This window comes from Loktanella agnita (genome assembly GCF_046640325.1).
Taxonomy (GTDB): domain Bacteria; phylum Pseudomonadota; class Alphaproteobacteria; order Rhodobacterales; family Rhodobacteraceae; genus Yoonia; species Yoonia agnita.
The window spans coordinates 46,140-67,915 of sequence record NZ_JBJMBF010000003.1 but is presented as its reverse complement, the minus strand read 5'-3'; the positions used below and the strand labels follow the sequence as shown (position 1 = coordinate 67,915).

Below are 21,776 nucleotides of genomic sequence, written 5' to 3'. Positions count from 1 at the left end.
TGAGTGGCTGCCGGACGTCCCACGTTTTCTGCTAGACCTTTGTCCGTCAAGCTGTCGCGCCGTGCGTCAAGGAGAGCGATCCGAAAGCTGCGGCAGAGTGTTGGAAAATTTAGTAAACGGCGGCTGTGCATCCAAATTGCCGGGTGCTGCGCGTTTTCCGAGTGACTGCTGGGGCGTTACATCTGCAATGCGCTGTAGGGACATACATCATCTTCAAACGGGACGTGCCGGCGTCGGAAGCGCGTGTCTGGCATTGCTTCTGGGTTGCTTATCCTGTCCATGCGAAAATGCCGAAAGTCGTCGCGTGCCGGGTCCCAGCCGACGAGGTACCAAAGGGGCGGCAAGATCAGCATCGCTTGCGGCTCCACCTCTCTCTGTGTCTGGCGCCCCTTGGCATCGCTATAGTCAAACCGAATGAACCGGCGGCCCAGAAAAGCCGTCTCGAAAGTGGGGAGCAGCTTTGCGTCCATTTTCCCCATGTCCGACAGATCCTGAAGCGGCGATAGCTGGCCAATGTGCAGACAGTCCAGAAACGCGAGCAGGTCTTTCACCTTGTCCGCAGGCAAGGCTTTTTCGATCTTGGCCAGCCCCGCATCGGCAAGTTCGGAAAACGGCAGATTCCCGGCGGCCCGCATCGCGGCCACACTGATCAGTAGCGCAAACACCTCTGGCACAGATAATTTGGCGCGTGTCTGCATCGATTGCGGGTCCAGCTGAAGTCCGCCGCCGCGACCGACATCGGAATGAATCACATAGCCTTCATCCCGCAGCGCGCTGATATCGCGTAATATAGTCCGGCGTGATGCGCCGACATCTTCCGCCAGAGCATCAACAGTTGATGTGCCATTACGGCGGAGGATGCGCACGATGGCGTCATGTCTGAGTCTAACGTTCATATCGCCATTCTAGCATAAATAGTGACAATTTTTGGCACTATTTTGATCTACACCAATTCTAGCAACTAAAAAAAGGAGATTGCGACATGGAACGCAAAGCAGTGAACCCTTGGGATTGGTCGATCAAACTGGGCTACAATCAGGCCGAAGTGATCGATGGTGCGACGCGGCAGGTGATCTGCGCGGGCCAGACTGCGGTGGATGGCGAAGGCAACCCGCAGCATCCGGGCGATATGCGCGCACAGATCAGTCTTGCTCTTGATAATCTGGAGGCTGTTCTGACGGATGCGGGTATGGATTTGAGCAATGTTGTAAAACTCGGTGTCTATGTCACCGATGTTGATGAGGCGTTGAAGAATTTTGATCTGATGGGTATGCGCTTTGGACCCCATCAGGTGGCCCCGCCGATGACACTATTGGGCGTAGCGCGTCTTGCTATCCCCGGATTGCTCTTTGAAATTGAAGCGACCGCAGCGGCTTGAGAAAATCATAGCGGCCATTGCATGGAGAAACGCCAATGGCCGCTATGCACATCGACGCACCAATCAGCATCGCGTGTCTTTGGACGAGCCCATCACCATGTAGCTGGTGATTGACCGCACATGCGGGACCGTCCCCAGAATGTCAGTATGAAACGCCTTGTAGGCGGGGAGATCGGCCACTTCGACCCGCAGCATGTATTCGAACGCCCCTGCCACGTTGTGACATTCGGCGACCTCATCGGCGCGCTGCATGGCTTGTTCAAATCCGCTTTGTGCGGCTTTGGTGTGCTCGGCCAGTCCTACCGCCACGTAGACCACATAAGCCCGCCCGGTTTGCGCTGGATCAAGCCGCGCGCGGTATCCTTTGATCACGCCGCTCCGTTCGAGTTCCTGCACACGCCGCAGGCAGGCCGAAGGCGAGAGGCCGACCTTTTCTGCGAGCAACAGGTTACTGATCCGCCCATCGGTAGAGAGTTCGCGCAATATAGCAGCGTTGATTGGATCAAGATTCGTCATTGATTGCGAAAATAGTGCCAGATTGCACGGGATGGCAATTTCATTGTGCGCAAGACCGCTTATTCTTGCGTGTATGAGCTATGAAATCCTGATCGCCCTTATCGGCTTTGCCTTTGCCAGTTCAATCACGCCCGGGCCGAACAACCTGATGCTGATGGCCTCTGGCGCGAATTACGGGCTGCGCCGGACCGTGCCGCATATGCTGGGCATTTCGCTGGGGCATGCGTTCATGGTGGCTATGGTCGGCGTCTTTTTGCTACGGGTGTTCGACGCATTTCCAGTGCTGAACACCGTATTAAAGGTCGTGAGTGCGGCCTATATGTTATGGCTTGCCTGGAAAATCGCGAATGCGGTTGCGCCTGAGGCGGACAAGGTCACCGGCAAGCCCTTTACCTTTCTGCAGGCCGCCGCATTCCAATGGGTCAACCCCAAGGCTTGGTTCATGGCCATCACCGCAATCAGCGCCTATGCGCCGCAGGAGCGTGGCGTTCTGTTTGGCGCGCTTCTGGTTGCTGCGGTGTTTTGCGCCACCAACTTGCCATCGGTCTCTGTCTGGGCCTGGATGGGCGTACAACTGCGCCGCTGGCTGGGCACAGCGGGCCGGTTGCGGGTGTTTAATGTGACAATGGCGGTGCTGCTGGTGGGGTCGCTTTATCCCATGCTGCGATAGCGCGTATCAAAATGGCACATCATCTGCTGCATCAGCGCTGACGATGAACCGCGCGACCACATGTTTTGAACCTGCCTTGTCGAATTCGATCACCAACTTGTCGCCTTCGATCCCCATGACCTCTCCATAGCCGAATTTCTGGTGAAAGACCCGGTCGCCCAAGGTGAAGGCGCTGACCGCATCCAAGTCGATGGTCATATTGCGCGCCTCTGACGGCATCGACATGCTGCGTTTGTTGCTTTGCGCTTGCAGCCGTTTCCAGCCGGGGGAGTTGTAGACGTTGGCGTCATGCGCCTTTTGATGCAGGTCTGACATCGCGCCACCGGCAATGGCCGGTGAGGCACTGGCCGACATGCCCGCCGCTCCGTAGCTGCCACCGTAGAGACCGGGGGGCGTTAACACCTCCACATGGTCTTCGGGCAGTTCATCAATGAACCGCGATGGCATCTGGGATTGCCATTGCCCATAGACCCGCCGGTTGGCCGCAAAGGAAATCGTGCAAAGCTCTTCGGCCCGCGTGATGCCGACATAGGCGAGGCGGCGTTCTTCTTCGAGGCCCTTAAGCCCGCTTTCGTCCATGGAACGTTGCGAGGGGAATAACCCATCCTCCCACCCTGGCAGAAAAATGGCGGGGAATTCGAGACCTTTGGCGGCGTGCAGGGTCATGATAGAAACCTTTTCACCTTGTTCCTCGGTCTCATTATCCATGATCAGGCTGACATGTTCGAGAAAGCCTTGCAGGTTCTCGAAATTTTCCAGCGCCTTGACCAGTTCCTTGAGGTTTTCCAGCCGCCCCGGTGCTTCGGGGGTTTTGTCGTTTTGCCAGAACCCGGTATAGCCGCTTTCGTCCAGGATCATTTCGGCGAGTTCGACATGGGTGTCAGCCTCGGCCCGGACCTGCCCATGCCAACGGTCCAACCCGGCGACAAGGATTGTGAGTTCTTTCAAACCCTTGCCACCAAGTAGCTTGCCCTGACAGACCAGTCGCGCCCCTTCGAGCAAGGAAACCCCATTGCTGCGCGCGGTGCGCTGAATGGTCTGCACCGCCTTGTCCCCCAGCCCGCGTTTGGGTGTGTTTACGATCCGCTCAAACGCAAGATCATCATCGGGGGAGACCGCCAGCCGGAAATAGGCCATCGCATCACGGATTTCCAACCGTTCATAAAAGCGCGGACCGCCGATGACGCGGTATGGCAGGCCGATGGTCAAAAAACGGTCCTCGAATGCGCGCATCTGGTGGGAGGCGCGCACGAGGATCGCCATATTATCGGGGCTGATCGGGGCCATGCCACGGGTGCCGCGCTGCATCGCCTCGATCTCTTCACCGATCCAGCGGGCTTCTTCCTCGCCGCCCCAATGGCCGATCAGGCGGACTTTTTCGCCCTCTTCCACAGAGGTGAAAAGCGTCTTGCCCAGCCGCCCCTTGTTGGCTGCGATCACGCCGGAGGCGGCAGCGAGGATATGCGGGGTGGAGCGGTAGTTTTCTTCGAGCCGAACCACATGGGCGCCGGGAAAATCCTTTTCAAACCGCAGGATGTTGCCGACTTCGGCCCCCCGCCAGCCATAGATTGACTGGTCATCATCGCCGACGCAGCAGATGTTTTTATGGGATGCGGCTAGCAGCCGCAGCCAGAGATATTGGGCGACGTTTGTATCTTGGTATTCGTCTACCAGCACGTAGCGGAACCAGCGTTGATATTGCTGCAAGACATCGTCATTTTTTTGGAAGATCGTGACCATGTGCAGCAGGATATCGCCAAAATCCACTGCGTTCAGATCGCGCAGACGCGCCTGATAGGCGGCGTAAAGCGCCACACCTTTATGATCAAACGCACCGCTATCACCGACAGGGGTTTTGTCGGGGGTGTAGGCCTTGTTTTTCCAGCCATCAATGATGCCCGACAGCATACGCGGTGGCCATCGTTTTTCGTCAATGCCCGCCGCGATGATCAACTGTTTCATTAAGCGTAGCTGATCATCGGTGTCCAGAATGGTGAAGTTCGATTTCAGCCCGACAAGTTCCGCGTGCCGCCGCAGCAATTTCGCGCAGACAGAGTGAAACGTCCCAAGCCATGGCATGCCTTCTGCCGCTTCGCCGATGAGCCCGCTGATCCGCTGTTTCATTTCCCGCGCGGCCTTGTTGGTGAAGGTCACGGCAAGGATTTCGTTCGGGCGCGCAGTGCCGGTTGTCAGCAAATGGGCGATCCGCGTCGTCAGCGCCTTAGTCTTGCCCGTCCCTGCCCCGGCCAGCATCAGGACCGGCCCATGCAGCGTTTCAACCGCTTCGCGTTGGGCGGGGTTCAGGCCATCGAGATAGGCGGCACTGGGCCGCGCCATCGCGCGCTGGCTGAGTGGCACGGCGGCCTCGAATGCATCATCTTCGGAAAAACTGCTCATGCGGGTCTATATAACGCGTAACAGACGCCCCGAAAAGCATGTTCTCTAATTGTTCGGTGTCCTTTCTGTCATTTTCAGCAATGCTCTGCCAGGTTGTGGCGTCTGAGAAAGGCCAGCATGCGGGCGACGGTGCGCTGTCGCCCTGCGCCCATCTCCATATGTTCCACATCTTGCAGCCGCGCGGCGATCTCGGCCATTGAGCGGATATTGCTAACGCCAAAACGACGCAGCGCGGACGGGTCCACATGTCCCATGCTCCAATCCGTGAAGGTCCGGCTGGATGCGGGGGCTTTGTCCAGCGTGATCAGACCGCGGTGGCGGGGGTCGCGATAAATCCTGTCATAGCAGGCGGTGACATCTTCTTCCGCCCCTTCCAGCACCTGCAGGAATGCCCGTTCGTGATACATCAGCATGCCGGTGATCCCGTTTCGTATGTTATTCCGCCGCGCGGTCCGCAAAATATCAACCAGTTCCTGATCGGTCACATCGCGTATGGCTGTGCTGCAATATATAAGTCTGATCATTGATTTCCTCGTTCCACCTGATCACCCTCTTGCTATGGGATGCGAAACTATCGAAGGCGTATCCTTCCAATCCGTTAAAGATGCCTTTCTCTGGCGGGTCTTATCTGGTTACGTGGCGGCATGAATTCACACGTGCTTTCCCAGCCTGCATGGCTTGCTGTATGCGTCGCCAATTGGTCCGCTGAGCCCGATGCTTGAGGCGTTTTTGATGGCTGCAATTGCTGGCGCCATGATCCCGCTGGGTGGTTGGATCGCTGCACATGAGAACATCAAGCGCGACTGGCTGCGCAATGAGCTGCGCCATAGTGTCATCGCCTTTGGGGGCGGTGCCCTGCTGAGCGCGGTGGCCTTTGTGTTGATCCCAGAGGGCGATGCCGCCCTTGGCAGTTTCGCGGTTGTCGGCTGGATTGTTTTTGGCGCGGTCTTGATGGCTTTGGTCGATGCACGGCTGGATCGCAGCGGGTCGCATATGGCGCAATTGGTGGCGATGCTGGCGGATTTCATTCCTGAGGCGATCGCCCTCGGTGCCGTGCTGGCGACTGATAGGGCCGCTGCCCCCCTTCTGGCCTTGATGATTGCCCTGCAAAACCTGCCCGAAGGGTTCAATGCTTACCGCGAACAGTTGGTGGGCGAAGCTGAGGGTCCGCAGATATTGCGCCGGTTCTGCCTATTGGCCGCGCTGGGGCCGGTGGCCGCATTGGCAGGTTATCTGTTACTGGCCGAACTTCCGCAGGTGACCGGCGCATTGATGCTATCGGCGGCGGGCGCAATCCTTTATTTGATTTTTCAAGATATTGCGCCACAAACCCGGCTGGAAAACCGCCATGCCCCGGCGCTGGGTGCCGTTGCGGGCTTTGTTCTGGGCCTTTTGGGCCATCTGCTGATTGGATAGATATGTCGCTGCACACACGGTTTCCTGCAATTTCGGACCTGAAAGCCCGCGCCCGCCGCCGCATTCCGCATTTCGTATGGGAATATCTGGACAGCGCGACAGGTATAGAGGCAACGCAGCGCCGCAACCGCACTGCGCTGGATCAGGTGCTGTTGAACCCGTCGATCCTGCATGGTGAATTCACCCCTGATCTGCGCACGACCTTGCTAGGTAAGCCATATCCGCTGCCCATTGGCATCGCGCCGGTGGGCATGTCGGGGCTGATCTGGCCGGGGGCAGAACAGATGCTGGCCCGGCTGGCTGCGCGTGAAAACATTCCCTTTGGTCTGTCCACGGTCGCCAGCCAACCGCCAGAGGATGTGGGCCCACACGCGGGTGGTCAGGGTTGGTTTCAGCTTTATCCGCCGCGCGATCCGGCAATCCGCGATGATATCTTGCGGCGCGCCAAGGCGGCGGGCTTTGGCACATTGGTGTTGACCGTCGATGTCCCTGTCGCATCGCGCAGGGAACGCCAGACCCGCGGTGGGCTGACCAACCCGCCCAAGCTGTCGCCCCGGCTGGCATTGCAGGCAGCGCGCTGCCCCGCTTGGCTGAACGGCATCCGCAAGACGGGGATGCCCCGCATGCGCCTGATGGAAGGCTATTCAGAAAACCGCAGCGCCCTGCCTTCGACCCAGCATATTGGGTATCTGCTGCGTACCTCGCCCGATTGGGAATATTTCAAGGCGCTGCGCAATGCTTGGGACGGGCCGCTAGTGGTCAAAGGCGTGGGGCGCGCCGATGATGCGGCCCGGCTGACAGATGAAGGGGCCGATGCGATTTGGGTCAGCAACCATGCGGGTCGTCAGTTCGACGGCGGACCTGCCGCAATCAGCGTCTTGCCAGCGATCCGGGCCGCGACCACCCTGCCTGTGATCTTTGATAGTGGGGTCGCAGGGGGGCTGGATATTCTGCGTGCGCTGGCATTGGGGGCGGATTTCGTGATGCTAGGGCGCGCGTTTCATTACGGGCTGGCCGCATTGGGTGAACCGGGTGCCGCCCATGTGGTCGATATCCTGCGGCAGGATATGATCAGCAATATGGGGCAGTTGGGGGCGCAGCGGCTGAGCGATTTGCCCGGCTGCCTGCGCGATGATGCCCAAGCGGCCCTTACGGGTATGCCACTGAGAGCGTAAGATCCGAGAACACATCCGGATGTCATTGATTTCGTCGGTCAGGCCCCCCAAAAAATTAGCGGTGTCATTGAATGTCTGCGGAACATGACTGTCCGTGCACTGCTAAACGCATTGTGTTTGATTATCTTTTTAGCCGCCAAGCTCTACGGTGACAGCCCCCAGCGCAACCAGCGCCATCAGCAACAGCCGTCGGATGCCGACCTTTTCACCTAGGATGAACCATCCAATCAGCGCGGCAAAAACGGTCGAGGTTTCGCGCAGCACCGCCGCCTCGCCCACTTTGTCCAGCCGCGTAGCCATCATCACCCCTCCGAAGCTGACCCATGCAATCAGCGCACCAAAGAACCCCCGCCATGCAAGCGCGCCCAGCGCTGGTGGCACCGCCATGCGCCGGTAGCGCAGCCACGCCAGAATGGGCATGTCAAAGGCCGTCACAAAGAAGAACCACGCCAGAAAGGTAAACGGGTCCGCTGCTTGCCGGATGCCATAGGCGTCGTAGACCGTGTAGAGCGCGACCAGCATGCCGCCCAGAAAGGCCCAGAACAGCCCCAGCTTGAGCGCAGCGAGCGCCAGCTTTTCCTCGGACAGGTTGCGCAGCGCGAGCAGCAGGATACCGCCCGACAGGCAAAGCACGCCGCACCATTGAATCACCGTGAATTTTTCATGAAAAATCACACTGGCGGCAAGGATCGTCACCAGGGGCCCCGTCCCACGCACCACTGGATAGACCACCGTATAAGCCGCCTTTTCATAGGCGAGCGCCATAGTGACCTTATAGGCGAAATGGATGGCAATCGCCCCCACAAGGATCAGCGCGATCTGCGTATTCGGCCAAGGCACGATGAATAAAGCGATCGGCGCCGAGAGGACACAAAGCCAGGCATCAATGGCACCCCGGCTGAGCCACGGATCATGCCGCCCCTTTTGCAACGCCCCGAATGCCGCATGGGCGATGGCCGACACAAGCGCGAGGATCGTTGCCAGCCGCGCGCCCTCGGGCGTACCGGCGATGCTCACCAGCCAGTCACTCATCAGCAGGTCTCAATCGGGTCGCCATCAAGGCCGTGGCACGGGTCAGTCATCCAGACCGACAAGGGCCGCAGCGAATTCTTCGGGGTCGAAGGGCGCAAGATCGTCGATCTGTTCGCCCACGCCAATGGCATGGATCGGCAGGCCGAATTTGTCGGCGAGCGCCACCAGCACGCCGCCCTTGGCGGTGCCGTCCAGTTTGGTCATCACCAGCCCGGACACATCGGCCAATTCCTGAAACACTTTGACCTGCTGCACGGCATTCTGCCCAGTCGTCGCGTCCAGCACCAGCAGTGTGTTATGCGGTGCGTCGGGGTCTTTCTTGCGAATGACACGGACGATCTTGGACAGCTCTTCCATCAGATCGGACCGATTGTGCAGCCTGCCTGCGGTGTCGATCATGAGCAGATCAGCCCCATCCGCCTGCGCCTTGGTCATTGCGTCAAACGCTAGGCTGGCCGGATCGGACCCTTCCGGTGCGGTCAGGACAGGCACCCCCGCCCGGTCGCCCCAGACCTGCAATTGCTCAACTGCTGCAGCCCGGAAGGTATCACCGGCGGCAATCACAACCTTCTTGCCAGCCGCCTGAAACTGGCTGGCAAGCTTGCCGATGGTGGTGGTCTTGCCAGCACCGTTGACGCCCACGACCAGCACGACCTGCGGGCGCTTGGCATAAAGCGGCATCGGGCGTGCCACCGGCTCCATGATCCGCGCGACTTCACTGGCCATCAGCTGTTTGATTTCGGTGACCGACAGCTTCCGGCCCAGCCGCCCCTCGGCCATATTGGCGGTGACACGCAGGGCTGTATCCACCCCCATATCGGCACTGATCAGCAGTTCCTCAAGCTGTTCGAGCATATCGTCATCCAGCGTGCGTCGAACCACATTCTGTGCGTCGCCTCTGCCGAACATCCGACCCAACAGGCCGGTTTTCTGCGGCGGTTGGGCGGCTTCGCTTAACGGTGCCGTGATATCGACGTTTAGCTTGGCCTGCGTGTTCTGCTCTGCCGCAACTGCGGCTTCGACCGCGTCTGACGCCGTGTCTGTGACGCCGAATTCCACCAGCTCATCAATGATATCAGGATGGGGCACGGTGCCCCCGCTTGCGTCTTCTTCCTGTGCAGCCTCTGGAATGGGCGGAACATCGTCCCGGACCTGATCCGGGACCTCAGCCTCTGGCTGGGCTGCAATGTTATCCTCTTCACCGCCATCGCTGACAATCGCATCCAGACCCTCGTCGATCTTGGACGAGGATTTGAACATGCGTTCCTTGAGCTTTGTGAAGAATGCCATGGATGATCCTACTGGGCTGCGTCTGTCTTCAACTAATGTGCAAATGCCCAAGTGGGAAGGGAGGTTCAGCAATTTCAGCACGCGGGCTTGCGTTTGGGCAGAACCGACGCACGTCTTTGCGGTTCAAATCTCATCCCCGAAATGCTTCATCACTAGCTTGATCGGATTCGGGGCAGCCTGCCCCAGCCCGCAAATCGACGCATCCGCCATCGCGGTGCACAGATCCGACAGCAGGGGCTGATCCCAGTGATCGGCCTGCATCAACTTGACCGCCTTTTCACAACCCACACGGCAAGGCGTGCATTGCCCGCAGCTTTCATCCTCGAAAAACCGCAACATGTTCAGGGCCGCATCCCGCGCGCTGTCTTGATCGGACAGCACCACCACCGCAGCCGAGCCGATGAAGGTCCCATGCGGTTGCAGCGTGTCGAAATCGAGGGGGATATCATCCATGCTGGCGGGCAACAGGCCAGAGGATGGCCCACCGGGTTGGTAGGCCTTGAAAACATGCCCCGCCGCCATGCCACCCGCCGCAGCAATCACATCAAGGATCGTCGATCCTGCAGGCAGCAAATAGACACCCGGTTGCGCCACCCTGCCAGAGACAGAATAGCTACGCAGCCCTTTGCGCCCGTTTTTTTCGGTCCCGTTCAGCACCTCTGGCCCCTCGCGGCAGATACGCGCGATCCAATGCAGCGTTTCGACGTTATGAACCAGCGTGGGCCGGTCGAAGATCCCCACCTGCGCGACGAACGGCGGGCGATGGCGAGGAATGCCGCGCTTGCCTTCGATGCTTTCGATCATCGCGGATTCTTCACCACAGATATAAGCACCCGCGCCCCGGCGCAGGTCAATGTAACCTTCTGCGACGATCCCCGCCGCCTCAAGCGCTTTGATTTCGCGGCGCAGAATGTCCAGCACGGCCGGATATTCATCCCGCATATAGATAAAACAGGTGTCCGCCGCGACGGCCCAAGCGGCGATCAACATGCCTTCAAGGAACAGATGCGGCACCCGTTCCAGATAGTAGCGGTCTTTAAAGGTGCCCGGTTCGCCCTCATCTCCGTTGACTGCCAGATAGCGCGGCCCGGGATTGGCGCGCACGAAACCCCATTTCTTGCCGGACGGGAACCCCGCGCCACCAAGCCCGCGCAAGCCCGCAGCCAGCACCTTGTCTTGCACGACCTCCCAATCGCCGCGTGTGCGCAGGTCCTTGAGCGTGGCATAACCGCCATCCGCGGCATAGGCTGCAAAATCCTGATAGGCTGGCAGATGCGCATGGGTGTTGCCTGCCGCGATGGCCGCCTGCACCTTGTCCACGGTGGCGTGATCCACATGGTTATGGCCCAGCTCCAACACCGGGGCTGTATCACAGCGCCCCATGCAAGGCGCGCGCAACACCCGGACCTGTGATGTATCAAGCCCGTCTTCCAAAGCGTCCATCAATTGCTGCGCGCCCGCCAATTCGCAAGAGAGGCTATCACAGACCCGAATGGTCAGCGCCGGCGGGGGCGTCTCGCCTTCTTTCACCACGTCAAAATGAGCGTAGAAACTGGCGACCTCATAGACTTCGGCCTGACTGAGGCGCATTTCTTCGGCCAATGCCCGCAGATGCCCGGCGGAGAGGTGACCGTATTCATCTTGGATCAGATGCAGGAATTCGATCAACAGATCGCGGCGGCGTGGCTGATCGCCCAGCAGCGCGCGGACCTCGTCCCATGCCTGATCGTCCAGCTGGCGGCCCTTGGGGGTGCGTCGCCCCTTGCCTTTGCCGGATTTCCAAATACCATCGTTATTATCCAGAGCCATCATTGCCCCCTTGCCTGATGGCCCAACCATAACCGGCTGACAGCGCACCGACTAATTAAAAGCGACATAGAATAGACGCAAAGCGGGGTTAGGCGCGTGGTTCGGTTATCCCACCAGAAACAGATGACAACGATACGAAACAGCATGTCCCGATTGCCGCTTTTTTCCATTGCTACGCTGACCCCGGTTATTCTGATTGCGGCCGGTGCTCTGTGGGGCGGAATTTGGGTTGTGTTGTCGGTGCTTTACCTGACCGGCCTGACCAGCCTGCTCGACCGATTGGTGCAGCGCATCAGCCCCGCATCCGAATTTCCCAGCGGCACGCCACTGTCTGTCACGCTCGCCCTCTGCCATTTCGCCCTGCTGCCGCTTGTGGTGGCCGGATTGTCATCGGCATGGCTGAACCTGCCGGAAAAGGCCGGGCTTTTCTTCGCGGCGGGGCTGTTTTTCGGACAGGTGAGCAACGCCAACGCGCATGAGCTGATCCACCGGGGCCAGCGCGCGTTGCACCGGCTGGGGATGTGGGTCTATGTCACACTGCTGTTCGGCCATCACACGTCAGCCCATGTGCTTGTGCACCACCGGCATGTCGCCACCCCTGCGGACCCGAATACCTCGCGCAAGGGCGAAGGGTTCTATCGTTATGCATTGCGGGCCTGGATCGGGTCCTTTCGCGCAGGCTATACCGCCGAGGCGGCGCGGCTGGACCGCATCGGGCGGGCACCTTGGCACAACCCTTATCTGATCTATATCGGGGGCGCGGTGTTTTGTCTGATACTGGCCGGGCAGATCGGCGGGATGGCGGCCATTCTGGCTTATCTGGCGCTGGCCGGTCACGCGCAGGCGCAGCTGTTGTTGTCCGATTACGTGCAGCATTACGGGCTGCTGCGGGGCACCGATGCGCAGGGCAAGCCAGAGCCGACGACAGCGCGGCACAGTTGGAACAGCCCGCATTGGTTTTCCTCTGCGCTGATGCTGAACGCCACCCGGCATTCCGACCATCACGCGCATCCCAACCGGCCCTACCCTGCCCTGCGGCTACCGGCAGAAGGGCCAATGCTGCCCCGCCCCTTGCCGGTCATGGCAAGCATCGCGCTGGTCCCGCCGCTTTGGCGCCGGGTCATGGACCCACAGGTGGAGCACTGGAAAAATGCGTAACCTTCTGATCTGGCTGCTGCTCGCCCAACCATTGCACGCGCAGGAGTTAATGAGCCCCGCGGAATTTGCAGCCTTCGCCGACGGGCAGGTGCTGGGGTTCAGCGTCAGCTCTGGCGATCTCTATGGCACGGAGCGTTATCTTCCCGGTCAGCGGGTGCTTTGGTCCACCCCAAACGGGCGCTGCACAGGCGGTGACTGGTTTGCGCGCGGGGATAGAATGTGCTTTCGCTATGACGATGCGGGACAGGACAAGTGCTGGCTCTTTTTCAGGACCGGCGACACGATCACCGGCATGTTCGAGTGGAACTGGGCCAAACCTATCTATGTTGAGGTGATTGATGAAACCGAGATGTTTGCATGCGGCAAGTTAAGCTGACGCTGAAAATATGGCTTTGCGCGCTGGTTTGCTGGGGCGGCGCCGCCTTTGCGGAGGACCGCATGGATGCCGCCGCATTCGATGCCCATGTAACCGGGCGCACCGTGACCTTTCGCACCGACGGGGTCGCGGTCTACGGGATTGAACGCTATCTGCCTGGCCGCCGCGTGATGTGGTCCAGCCTGAACGGCATCTGCCAATATGGCGTCTGGTTCGAAAGCAAGGGCGATATCTGTTTTCGTTACGACGGCGATCCAGAGCATAAATGCTGGACGATCTATGCTGCGCCAGACGGTATGCGCGGGGTCTACACAACGCGCCCGCCCTATACCGTAATCTATGAACTGGCTGACCGCGATGACCCGTTGATCTGCAACGACCTGTCATCGTGACCACAGTTCCGGCAGAACTACTGATCACAGAATGCGCACAGGCTAGCGCGGCCCCCCCCGACTGACCGGCATCCGGCCATCTGCAAATTCTATTTCCAGCACCTGCGCGCTTTCCGCTGCGGCCTTGCCAGTCACGACATTTCCATCGCCACGCACCACAGCATAACCGCGTTTGAGCGTTTCAACATAGCCCAGCGTTTCGCGCAGCCGGTCAAGCGACTGCAACCTCGCGACCCGATCCTGCTGCTGCCGGGTGGCGCGATCTGACAGGCGATGCGCGATATTATCTAATCGCTCACGCTGCCGGGCGAGACGATCGTGCAGCACCTCTGCACGCAAGCCCCGCGCCGCGCGTTCCAGCGCAACAGCGCCATCCCGTGACCTGCGTTTTAACGCAGGCACCAGCCGTTTTGCCGTATCATCAAGCCGCCGCCGGTCATCGGCCATGTGGCGTGTCAGGATACCGGGGCGCAGGGCGGCCTCTGACATCTGAAGCCGTTTTTTGGCCGCTGCGGCGCGCAGCGCGTTCGGCAGCCGGTCAGCCAAATAGTCGAGCCGTTGGCGGGGTCCTTCGACCAGCGCGTCTGGCTGCGGCAGCGCTCTGCCCAGATCGCGCAGCCTTTGCTGGCGTTGTTGTATCCCGCTCAGCAGTGCCCGGCTTAACCGCATGCCTTGCTGATCCACCCAGCCCAAAAGCTCTAACCGCACGGGCACTGCCAGCTCAGCGGCGGCGGTGGGTGTGGGCGCACGCCGGTCGGCCACGTAGTCAATCAACGTCGTGTCGGTTTCATGCCCCACGGCAGAGATCAGCGGGATGTCTGACGCCGCCGCAGCCCGCGCCACGATTTCTTCGTTAAAGCCCCACAGATCCTCCAACGATCCGCCGCCGCGCGCCACGATCAACAGATCAGGCCGTGGCAGCGCGCCGCCCGGGGTCAGCCGGTTGAACCCGTCAATCGCGGCGGCGACTTCTGCGGCGCATTTCTGGCCCTGCACAGCGACCGGCCAGACCAGCACCTTGCGCGGGAACCGGTCGCGTAGGCGGTGCAAAATATCACGGATCACCGCGCCAGAGGGTGAGGTCACAACGCCGATGATTTCGGGCAGATAAGGGAGCGGCTTCTTCCTCTCAGGCGCGAACAGCCCTTCGGCGGCCAATTGCGCCTTGCGTTTTTCCAGCATGGCCATCAGCGCACCGGCCCCGGCGGGCGCGATGTCTTCGATCACCATCTGGTATTTCGACTGGCCGGGGAAGGTCGTCAGCTTGCCGGTGGCGATAACCTCCATCCCCTCTTCGGGGCGGTGGGCAAGGCCCTGCGCGCGGCCTTTCCAGATCACCCCGGATAGCACCGCCCTGTCGTCTTTCAGGTCCAGATAGATATGCCCCGATGCCGGGCGGGAAACGCGCCCCACCTCACCGCGCACGCGCACATGGGAAAAACCACCTTCGATCGCCTTTTTGACCGCTCCCGAAATCTCGGAAACCGAAAATTCCGGTGTGTTGTCGCCCGGTTCGTCGTCAAACAGATCGCTCATGGTCGCCCTCTGGTGTCAGGTTCTGCAAAGGAAGTGATGAAAACTTCCATTGCAGGAATGCACTTGCCGTAATGACAAATGCCCCAAAAAAGGCAAACACATAAGACCCAAAAATCACCGAAAGCGCAAAGGCCGCGACGCCGATGATCCACATTAGCCCGGTCGAGAAGCGGACCGATGATACATCCGGGTCCGGCCAATATTGCACCAAGGGGCGCCCGAATTCCTGCGCATAATATTCCAGCGTCCGTTCATAGCCCGGATCATGCTGCAATGGAGGGAAGTCCTCGGGGTGGTGAATCGTGCGCCCGATAATGCGTGGACAGAAATCTTCGAAATAGGCGCGCTGGTCCTGAATATGCAGCCGCCAGACCAGATCGACGATGGGTGACGGGGACAGCGTTTCGCCCGTGCTGCCCATAAGATACATGAAACGCCGATATTCCTCTACCAGCGTATAACAGACGTCGGTGGAATGCCCCGTTTCATCTTCGAGTCGATCAACCAAAGAGCGGGTCAGTGGGCGCTCATGAAAACTATAGCCCTCCAGCCTATGCCAGAGCTTGCGGTCGGTTTTCGTCCGTTTCATAAATTGCACCTGTCACCAAGTGCCCCCAATGACCGATCATAGGTGCAATATGCCGATCCGCCAAGCCGCCCTGCTGCCACTGGGCTATATTTTGATTTATAATAGCGAACAGGTTTCCAATTCGCTGGCGCGGGACGAACCCCGCCCCAGCGTGATATGGTCAGTTTACCCGCACCCAAGTGCCGCCGTCGCGGCAAATGCCGAACACGCAGCCGGACACAGAAAGCTGGTCACCATTTAATTGCAGCCGCGAATTGTAGGTTTTATCCCGGTCGGGCGAAAACACTTTGCCCCGATACGCGCCGCCGCCGTTGGGCGTGGTCTCTGAGATGATGTTGCGACCGATCAGATCGGAGGGAATTTCGCTTCCGCTCGAATCAAATGACCGCACCAACTGGCCACACAGCGCATCACCACACGGGGCCACCTGAATATGTCCAAAATTGCCGTTATCATCGCGTACTGTCTGCCAGACCCCTTCCAGCGGGTCGGCAAACACGGCCCCTGCCAATGTCATCGCGGCAGCCGCAGTCACTATCAATTTGCGCATGATTTTTCCTCCCTGAGCACACGGCACAGCATGCGCCCGGCGAGTGTGCTGGATCAAGCCTGATGTCACAGGTTTCCGCAACGTTGCATTCCCCCGGCCCCCATGCATAAACGCGGCAGATTTTATGAAAGGCCGCCCCATGATCCTGTACCCCGCGATTGACCTGAAAGACGGAAACGCCGTGCGTCTGGTGCATGGTGATATGGAACAGACGACCGTTTTCAACGACGACCCGGCAGCACAGGCCCGTGCGTTTGTGGACGCCGGGTGCCAATGGCTGCATCTGGTAGATCTGAACGGTGCTTTTGCTGGTGAGCCGGTGAATGCGGCCCCGGTAGAGGCGATTCTGAAAGCCTGCCCGGTTCCTGCCCAACTTGGCGGCGGCATCCGCGATATGGCCACAATCGAACGCTGGCTGGACAAGGGGCTGGCCCGTGTGATCCTTGGCACAGTGGCCGTGGAAAACCCTGATCTGGTGCGCGAAGCGGCAAAGGCATTTCCCGGCAAGGTCGCTGTGGGGCTGGATGCCCGCAATGGCCGGGTGGCAACCCGTGGCTGGGCGGAGGAAACCGATGTGATGGTGACAGACCTTGCCCGGTCGTTTGAAGACGCCGGCATCGCTGCCATCATCTATACCGACATCATGCGCGATGGGGCGATGAAGGGACCGAACATCGACGCGACCGCAGATCTGGCACGGGCCGTCGATATCCCGGTCATCGCCTCCGGCGGTGTCTCTTCCCTGAACGACCTGATCGCCCTGCGTGACACCGGCGTGATTTCCGGCGCGATCTCAGGCCGTGCGCTTTATGACGGGGCGATTGATCTACAGACTGCTTTGACAGTACTGTCTTGATTTTTTTTTCAGACAAACGCCAATCCCGACTGGGTGTTCATGTAAGGCTTCACGGCGACAGACATTATCAAATCAACTTCCGCGTCATCCTCGTCCAGCCGTTTGGGGCGCAGAAGTGCAGACGTTTCGACCGATAATTTGGAAAGTTGATCGTCGTCTTCCATCAGGCAATAAATGCGTTCAGACTCTACAAAAACATCTTTTGCACCATCCATTTCTTGCCGCTGAGGCATACGCAAACAGTCCACCAAAGTTTTTACTCTATTGTCTAGATCACCATTATGAACCACCCCTCCTGGAGCGTCGCGGCGCATGAAGAGGACGTCGAGATGGACCGCAAGATACAGGTGCTTCGAAGCAAGTGGAACGAAGTCGAACCCACCCCTATAATTTTTCGCGGCCAGCAAATCCGCTAATGGCTCATCATCATCGTCACTTGCAAGTAGACTGATAGTATCACTCACAGGGCGTATATTTTCGAACTCAGACCTTGGCGACGTCCACCCACTCAAAGTTTTGTTCGTCCGCCAGAGTTCCTTCAGTTGGTCGTGGAACGCGCGACGTATGTGCCAGCGCTGTTCGTTTAGCTTTTGTTTCTTCTCCCCCTTGCTTCTCCGTTGCGTCGATGAAAGTGGACCATGATAGACAAGGTAAAATTCCATTAGAATCTCCTTAGGATGCTTAAATGGCGGAACGCGGCATTGCCTTCATAGCAGAATAAACACATAGACATTCGTGTAGAAACAAACCAGCCGTTGTCATGTTGAAAACCCGTATTATCCCCTGTCTGGATGTCGCCGAAGGCCGCACCGTCAAAGGCGTGAACTTTGTCGATTTGATCGACGCGGGCGACCCTGTTGAACAGGCTGTCGCCTATAACGCCGCTGGCGCGGATGAGCTTGTCTTTCTGGACATCAAAGCCACCCATGAAAACCGGGGCACGATGTTTGATCTGGCAACGCGCACCGCCGAACAGTGTTTCATGCCGTTGACAATCGGCGGTGGGGTCCGCACCCATCACGACGTGCGCGATCTGCTGTTGGCCGGGGCGGATAAGGTCAGCTTCAACTCTGCCGCCGTGGCGAACCCCGATGTGGTGGCCGAGGCGGCGCTGCGGTTCGGATCACAATGCATCGTGGTGGCAATCGACGCCAAGACGGTGGCCCCCGGCAAGTGGGAGATTTTCACCCATGGCGGTCGCAAGCCCACTGGGATCGACGCGGTGGAATTCGCCTGCACGGTGGTCGAAAAAGGCGCTGGTGAAATTCTGCTGACCTCTATGGATCGCGACGGCACAAAATCCGGCTTCAACCTGCCCTTGACCCGTGCGATTTCCGACGCGGTTGATGTGCCCGTCATTGCCTCAGGCGGGGTCGGTACGCTGGATCACCTTGTGGAAGGCGTCACCGAAGGCGGGGCGAGCGCGGTGCTCGCCGCCTCTATCTTTCACTTCGGCACCTATACGATTGGCGAAGCCAAGGCGCATATGGCAGCAGCAGGGATACCGGTACGGCTATGATTTTGGATGAACTCGCAACGCTGATCGCATCGCGCAAAGGCGTGGACCCTGATAGCAGCTGGACCGCGCAATTGCTGGCCAAAGGTCCCGAAAAATGCGCCGAGAAATTCGGGGAAGAGGCGATAGAAGCCATTATCGAAGCGGTCAAAGGCGACAAGGCGCGCCTGACCTCGGAAGCGGCTGACGTGCTTTATCACCTGCTGGTGATGCTGGCCGCACGGGATGTGACGCTGGATGAAGTCCTGTCAGAGCTTGCCCAACGGCAAGGAAAATCCGGCATCGCGGAAAAGGCCAGCCGTTAAAGCTTGGACGACACGATCCCGGTGTTGAACCCGACCATGCGCAGTTCACCAAACAGCCGCTGATATTCGATCTTTGGACAACGATTCTGGATCACGTCGATGCCGCGCGCCTGTGCCTTGGCCGCGGCTTCGGCATGTTCCACCCCGATCTGCATCCAGATCGTCTGTAGTTTCGGCCAGCGCGCCAGCGCAGCATCCACGATCCCCGGCACCGCGTCCGAGCGGCGGAAAATATCGACCATATCCACATCGTCCGGCACCTCTGCTAGATCGCCATAGACCATTTCCCCCAGCAATCGCTGCCCGGCCAACCCCGGATTAACAGGAATCACCCGATAGCCCTTCAGCCCCAGATACCGCGCCACGTAATAGCTGGGACGCGCTGGGTTTGCAGAGATGCCCACCACAGCAATAGTCTGCGTGCGTTTGAGCACGTTGCGCAGGAAATCGTCGGAATATGTCATAGCCACACCTTAGCCGCAGGGTCCGCAATAAAAAAGCGCCCGGAGACATCCGGGCGCGAGTTATGGAACGAGGGACAGTGATACAAAGCGCGCAGGTTCCATCGCGGCGCTTCACTTAAAGAGTTAAGCACAAGTCTTACTCTGGAAAGATGTGATCAGGGAAATGTGAACGGTCCGTTAAATTGCGTGTGCGGGTCACAATATACACTCGCAGCCCGCATATCTGCGCCAATCACCCCGCCATAAATGCAGCAGGCCAACATTCATCGGCGCGCGCCACGTTTGCAGGAATGTCATCCGACCAATGGGTCAGGATGCTGGGCGACGCAGTCAGATAAAGGCGCCCCTCGTATATGCGCCAGGCCTGCGGGTCGGAAACCTTCAAGAAACCATGGGCCATCGCATAGGCGCAGTACCCGCCATAGCGCGGGGCATGGGCGATGGGGTTCCGCTCGAATATGGACAGGTTGGTTTGCGTTGCAAATCGCCAGACCGCGCCGCGCCACATCAACATATGCGCATCCACCCCTGGCACCGGCGCACCGCTGGCGAAATAGCCAACCGGATCATAGCCGCCGATGGCGTAACCATCATTGGAACTGATCCGCGATGGCCCAGCCTGCGCCCGTGTAGCAACAAGGGGCGCTGTGGCAAGCATCGCCAACAGTGTGCGTCGTTTGATCATGGACAGTCTCCGGCAGCAGATCCTGCGAAGATACGTACACTATCACGTTTCGCCTAGCCCCCTCGCCAAGCCGTGAGCAAGAGTGAGCCGGTCATTAGTCAAAAGCATCCTCGATCACATCCCAGATTTCCGAGATGATTTTGCGGCCGAAGCGGCTGAAATTAAATCGTTTCTCGCCCCGTTGCGACGATTTTTCCTTGCGACGGTCCCCGTGTTTTGCTTTCGGTTTTCGCACAAGTACCGCAGTTGGCGCATTTGCGGCCCTGCGTGCTTTTGGTAACATTTTCAGTGCCCGCAACGGTGCGCCACAGCTGCTGCAAGCTAGTTCATGTCGCTCTCTGCCGCGCAGCACCAGCGCCGCTTTCGTACCGCAATAACAACAGGTGGCGATTTTGGTTATCGACATGCCCCTGGCCTTCAGCGCTGTACCGCGTAGAGCGCGACAGCCGCCGCATTAGAAACGTTGAGCGAGCCAAAACCACCCGCGGCGTCGATCCGCACCAGCGCATCACAAGTTTCGCGGGTTTTTTCACGCAGACCCGGTCCTTCGGCCCCCATCACGATAGCAATGGCGCGGTCACGCTTTTCCGCAACCGCCTCTTCAATGCTTTGCTCGCCGTCACCATCCAGCCCCAACACCAGATAGCCCATGTCTTTCAGCGCAGTCATCGCATCGGACAGATTGCGGACCCGCAGATAAGGCTGACGTTCCAGCGCGCCGCTGGCGGTCTTGGCCAAGGCACCGGTTTCCGGCGCAGAATGACGCTGTACCGCGACCACAGCGCGCGCGCCAAAAACCTCGGCCGAACGCAGGATTGCGCCGACATTATGGGGGTCTGTCACCCGGTCGAGAAGCACCATGCGCGGCGGCTGCGCGCCCTGCCCCAGCGCCACATCCTCCAGCGTTCCCCAATCCAGCGGTTTCACTTCCAGTGCCGCGCCCTGGTGAACAGATTGCGGGTCCAAAGGTGCTGCGAATTTACGCGGGTCAGAGATCTCGGGCTCCAGCCCACCCGTGGCCACGGCGTCGCCCAACCGCTCCAGCGCGTTGCGGGTCACAACTAACCGCAGCTTTTCGCGGGCGGGGTTTTCCAGCGCATCGCGCACCGCATGCAGGCCGAACAGCCAGACCGTTTCATTGGCCGCCACCCGCTTGGCCTGTTCCTTGGCAATCACCCATTTCGGCTTTTTCATCTGCGATCCAATCCCGGCATTTGCACGCGCGATACATGACAATCGGGCATGTGTGAAGTGGCCGGCAGAAAAGCCACGTTTTGCGGTTGACGCGTTCGCAGGCCACAGGTAATCAGCCGCTCAGTGGGCGACAGGCCGCAAGGTGTGGCAGGGGACTGTAACTCCCTCGCGGAGACGCACGCCTGGTTCGATTCCAGGGTCGCCCACCACTTCACCCAAAAATCCAATAAAATCAATGAAACGGTGTCCCGCAGTAGATAAAATCGGCCCGAATGATATCAATAGGTTAGCAGGCAAGTGCCCCGCAGTAGACCGATCATTTTGCTATGGCGTGCCGCGCTATCGGTCTTCGGCTTAGGGAAACATTTTTCAAGATTCGTCTACGGGTCCGCTTCCAGTTAACTGCTTTCCATTCCCAAAGCAGGCCTTTGAACCAGGAGTAACGCTGGGTTGGTTTAGCCACATTTTGTTG

Annotated in this window: 25 protein-coding genes and 1 tRNA gene; 11 read left to right on the top strand and 15 right to left on the bottom strand. The window is 59.1% G+C overall.

Annotated features, from left to right (window positions below):
- Positions 1–176 precede the first annotated feature (176 nt).
- Positions 177–896, bottom strand: a complete 720-nt coding sequence (locus ACJ5NV_RS04070; RefSeq protein ID WP_411642349.1) for a helix-turn-helix transcriptional regulator — start codon at positions 894–896, stop codon at positions 177–179.
- Between the two features lie 86 nt (positions 897–982).
- Between ACJ5NV_RS04070 and ACJ5NV_RS04065 the strand changes: the two genes are divergently transcribed.
- Complete coding sequence (locus ACJ5NV_RS04065; protein ID WP_411642348.1) at positions 983–1,378, top strand: RidA family protein; 396 nt, start codon at positions 983–985, stop codon at positions 1,376–1,378.
- 63 nt (positions 1,379–1,441) lie between these two features.
- On the opposite strand, the gene ACJ5NV_RS04060 is transcribed toward ACJ5NV_RS04065, so the two are convergent.
- Complete coding sequence (locus ACJ5NV_RS04060; RefSeq protein WP_411642347.1) at positions 1,442–1,894, bottom strand: Lrp/AsnC family transcriptional regulator; 453 nt, start codon at positions 1,892–1,894, stop codon at positions 1,442–1,444.
- Between the two features lie 73 nt (positions 1,895–1,967).
- Here ACJ5NV_RS04060 and ACJ5NV_RS04055 point away from each other — a divergent pair, with 73 nt between their 5' ends.
- Positions 1,968–2,564, top strand: coding sequence for a LysE family translocator (locus ACJ5NV_RS04055; RefSeq protein WP_411642346.1), 597 nt, complete (start codon positions 1,968–1,970; stop codon positions 2,562–2,564).
- A 6-nt stretch (positions 2,565–2,570) separates the two neighbouring features.
- Here the strand turns inward: ACJ5NV_RS04055 and ACJ5NV_RS04050 are convergent, their stop codons facing one another.
- Together ACJ5NV_RS04050 and ACJ5NV_RS04045 are read right to left on the bottom strand one after the other, a co-directional pair.
- Positions 2,571–4,961, bottom strand: coding sequence for an ATP-dependent helicase (locus ACJ5NV_RS04050; RefSeq protein WP_411642345.1), 2,391 nt, complete (start codon positions 4,959–4,961; stop codon positions 2,571–2,573).
- 74 nt (positions 4,962–5,035) lie between these two features.
- Positions 5,036–5,485, bottom strand: a complete 450-nt coding sequence (locus ACJ5NV_RS04045) for a BLUF domain-containing protein (RefSeq protein ID WP_411642344.1) — start codon at positions 5,483–5,485, stop codon at positions 5,036–5,038.
- 208 nt (positions 5,486–5,693) lie between these two features.
- On the opposite strand from ACJ5NV_RS04045, the gene ACJ5NV_RS04040 reads away from it, so the two are divergent.
- Together ACJ5NV_RS04040 and ACJ5NV_RS04035 are read left to right on the top strand one after the other, a co-directional pair.
- A complete protein-coding gene (locus ACJ5NV_RS04040; protein ID WP_411642343.1) occupies positions 5,694–6,377 on the top strand; it encodes a ZIP family metal transporter in 684 nt (227 codons plus the stop codon).
- Between the two features lie 2 nt (positions 6,378–6,379).
- A complete protein-coding gene (locus ACJ5NV_RS04035; RefSeq protein WP_411642342.1) occupies positions 6,380–7,552 on the top strand; it encodes an alpha-hydroxy acid oxidase in 1,173 nt (390 codons plus the stop codon).
- Between the two features lie 129 nt (positions 7,553–7,681).
- On the opposite strand, the gene ACJ5NV_RS04030 is transcribed toward ACJ5NV_RS04035, so the two are convergent.
- The 3 genes from ACJ5NV_RS04030 to ACJ5NV_RS04020 form a co-directional block, all read right to left on the bottom strand.
- Entirely contained in the window at positions 7,682–8,584 is a 903-nt protein-coding gene (locus ACJ5NV_RS04030; protein WP_411642341.1) for an EamA family transporter, read from the bottom strand.
- Between the two features lie 42 nt (positions 8,585–8,626).
- A complete protein-coding gene (ftsY, locus tag ACJ5NV_RS04025) occupies positions 8,627–9,874 on the bottom strand; it encodes a signal recognition particle-docking protein FtsY (RefSeq protein ID WP_411642340.1) in 1,248 nt (415 codons plus the stop codon).
- 123 nt (positions 9,875–9,997) lie between these two features.
- On the bottom strand, positions 9,998–11,683 hold the full coding sequence (locus ACJ5NV_RS04020; RefSeq protein WP_411642560.1) for an NAD(P)H-dependent oxidoreductase subunit E: 1,686 nt from the start codon (positions 11,681–11,683) through the stop codon (positions 9,998–10,000).
- Between the two features lie 123 nt (positions 11,684–11,806).
- Between ACJ5NV_RS04020 and ACJ5NV_RS04015 the strand changes: the two genes are divergently transcribed.
- From ACJ5NV_RS04015 to ACJ5NV_RS04005, 3 genes are read left to right on the top strand one after another with little or no spacing between them, the layout of a single operon-like run.
- Positions 11,807–12,841, top strand: coding sequence for an alkane 1-monooxygenase (locus ACJ5NV_RS04015; protein WP_411642339.1), 1,035 nt, complete (start codon positions 11,807–11,809; stop codon positions 12,839–12,841).
- Positions 12,834–13,217: a hypothetical protein gene (locus tag ACJ5NV_RS04010; RefSeq protein ID WP_411642338.1), complete on the top strand. Its 384-nt coding sequence runs from the start codon at positions 12,834–12,836 to the stop codon at positions 13,215–13,217. Before ACJ5NV_RS04015 ends, ACJ5NV_RS04010 begins: the two co-directional genes overlap by 8 nt.
- Positions 13,199–13,609: a hypothetical protein gene (locus tag ACJ5NV_RS04005; RefSeq protein ID WP_411642337.1), complete on the top strand. Its 411-nt coding sequence runs from the start codon at positions 13,199–13,201 to the stop codon at positions 13,607–13,609. The genes ACJ5NV_RS04010 and ACJ5NV_RS04005 overlap by 19 nt, the downstream gene beginning before the upstream one ends.
- Before the next feature lie 42 nt (positions 13,610–13,651).
- Here the strand turns inward: ACJ5NV_RS04005 and xseA are convergent, their stop codons facing one another.
- From xseA to ACJ5NV_RS03990, 3 genes are all read right to left on the bottom strand, one after another.
- A complete protein-coding gene (gene xseA / locus ACJ5NV_RS04000; RefSeq protein ID WP_411642336.1) occupies positions 13,652–15,145 on the bottom strand; it encodes an exodeoxyribonuclease VII large subunit in 1,494 nt (497 codons plus the stop codon).
- On the bottom strand, positions 15,129–15,734 hold the full coding sequence (locus ACJ5NV_RS03995; protein WP_411642335.1) for a glycine-rich domain-containing protein: 606 nt from the start codon (positions 15,732–15,734) through the stop codon (positions 15,129–15,131). Before ACJ5NV_RS03995 ends, xseA begins: the two co-directional genes overlap by 17 nt.
- Before the next feature lie 160 nt (positions 15,735–15,894).
- On the bottom strand, positions 15,895–16,284 hold the full coding sequence (locus ACJ5NV_RS03990) for a DUF2147 domain-containing protein (RefSeq protein WP_411642334.1): 390 nt from the start codon (positions 16,282–16,284) through the stop codon (positions 15,895–15,897).
- 139 nt (positions 16,285–16,423) lie between these two features.
- On the opposite strand from ACJ5NV_RS03990, the gene hisA reads away from it, so the two are divergent.
- Complete coding sequence (gene hisA / locus ACJ5NV_RS03985) at positions 16,424–17,140, top strand: 1-(5-phosphoribosyl)-5-[(5-phosphoribosylamino)methylideneamino]imidazole-4-carboxamide isomerase (protein ID WP_411642333.1); 717 nt, start codon at positions 16,424–16,426, stop codon at positions 17,138–17,140.
- A gap of 8 nt (positions 17,141–17,148) precedes the next feature.
- Here hisA and ACJ5NV_RS03980 read toward each other — a convergent pair whose 3' ends face one another.
- Positions 17,149–17,802 carry a hypothetical protein gene (locus tag ACJ5NV_RS03980; protein ID WP_411642332.1) on the bottom strand — a complete coding sequence of 218 codons (654 nt, stop codon included), beginning with the start codon at positions 17,800–17,802 and terminating at the stop codon, positions 17,149–17,151.
- Between the two features lie 98 nt (positions 17,803–17,900).
- On the opposite strand from ACJ5NV_RS03980, the gene hisF reads away from it, so the two are divergent.
- On the top strand, positions 17,901–18,659 hold the full coding sequence (gene hisF / locus ACJ5NV_RS03975; protein ID WP_411642331.1) for an imidazole glycerol phosphate synthase subunit HisF: 759 nt from the start codon (positions 17,901–17,903) through the stop codon (positions 18,657–18,659).
- Positions 18,656–18,961 carry a phosphoribosyl-ATP diphosphatase gene (locus tag ACJ5NV_RS03970; protein WP_411642330.1) on the top strand — a complete coding sequence of 102 codons (306 nt, stop codon included), beginning with the start codon at positions 18,656–18,658 and terminating at the stop codon, positions 18,959–18,961. The genes hisF and ACJ5NV_RS03970 overlap by 4 nt, the downstream gene beginning before the upstream one ends.
- On the opposite strand, the gene ACJ5NV_RS03965 is transcribed toward ACJ5NV_RS03970, so the two are convergent.
- The 4 genes from ACJ5NV_RS03965 to rlmB all read right to left on the bottom strand — a co-directional run bounded on the left by ACJ5NV_RS03965 (position 18,958) and on the right by rlmB (position 21,304).
- Positions 18,958–19,425, bottom strand: a complete 468-nt coding sequence (locus tag ACJ5NV_RS03965; RefSeq protein ID WP_411642329.1) for a CoA-binding protein — start codon at positions 19,423–19,425, stop codon at positions 18,958–18,960. The two genes, ACJ5NV_RS03970 and ACJ5NV_RS03965, sit on opposite strands and share 4 nt — an antisense overlap.
- 232 nt (positions 19,426–19,657) lie before the next feature.
- Entirely contained in the window at positions 19,658–20,110 is a 453-nt protein-coding gene (locus tag ACJ5NV_RS03960) for a YHS domain-containing (seleno)protein (protein ID WP_411642328.1), read from the bottom strand.
- 94 nt (positions 20,111–20,204) lie between these two features.
- Positions 20,205–20,516, bottom strand: a complete 312-nt coding sequence (locus ACJ5NV_RS03955; protein ID WP_411642327.1) for a hypothetical protein — start codon at positions 20,514–20,516, stop codon at positions 20,205–20,207.
- Positions 20,517–20,527: 11 nt separating this feature from the next.
- On the bottom strand, positions 20,528–21,304 hold the full coding sequence (rlmB, locus tag ACJ5NV_RS03950; protein WP_411642326.1) for a 23S rRNA (guanosine(2251)-2'-O)-methyltransferase RlmB: 777 nt from the start codon (positions 21,302–21,304) through the stop codon (positions 20,528–20,530).
- Between the two features lie 125 nt (positions 21,305–21,429).
- Between rlmB and ACJ5NV_RS03945 the strand changes: the two genes are divergently transcribed.
- Positions 21,430–21,513 (top strand) — tRNA-Tyr (locus tag ACJ5NV_RS03945).
- The last annotated feature ends 263 nt before the right edge of the window (positions 21,514–21,776 follow it).